Origin of the sequence: Jeotgalicoccus huakuii, assembly GCF_036665975.1 — a bacterium.
Classification (GTDB): domain Bacteria; phylum Bacillota; class Bacilli; order Staphylococcales; family Salinicoccaceae; genus Jeotgalicoccus; species Jeotgalicoccus marinus.
Genome location: NZ_JAVIYN010000045.1, coordinates 1 through 344 on the forward strand (window position 1 = coordinate 1; position 344 = coordinate 344).

General features: G+C 41.0%; 3 tRNA genes. All 3 read left to right on the plus strand.

The window, feature by feature from the left end:
• Positions 1–15: 15 nt before the first annotated feature.
• The 3 genes from V6E76_RS11445 (at position 16) to V6E76_RS11455 (ending at position 307) form a co-directional block, all read left to right on the plus strand.
• Positions 16–86 (plus strand) — tRNA-Cys (locus V6E76_RS11445).
• A 17-nt stretch (positions 87–103) separates the two neighbouring features.
• Positions 104–178: transfer RNA gene (locus V6E76_RS11450), tRNA-OTHER, on the plus strand.
• Positions 179–223: 45 nt separating this feature from the next.
• Positions 224–307 (plus strand) — tRNA-Leu (locus tag V6E76_RS11455).
• Positions 308–344 lie beyond the last annotated feature (37 nt).

Here is a 344-nt window from a genome sequence, read left to right on the forward strand (position 1 = left end):
TTTAAGGTTTACTTTGGCGCCATAGCCAAGTGGTAAGGCAGAGGACTGCAAATCCTTTATCACCGGTTCAAATCCGGTTGGCGCCTTTATTAATATATAAAATGCGGAAGTAGTTTAGTGTTTAGAACATGCTTCTTCCTGAAGCAAGACATAGGTTTAAATCCTATCTTCCGCTCCATTTTTACTAATTAGAAGACTAATTAGTCTTTTTTTATAATGATAAGCCACCGTGGCGGAATTGGCAGACGCGTTGGACTCAAAATCCAATTCTCGTTAGAGAGTGTCGGTTCGATCCCGACCGGTGGTACTATTGCTCACAGCAAAAGCTGTGAGCTTTTTATTTG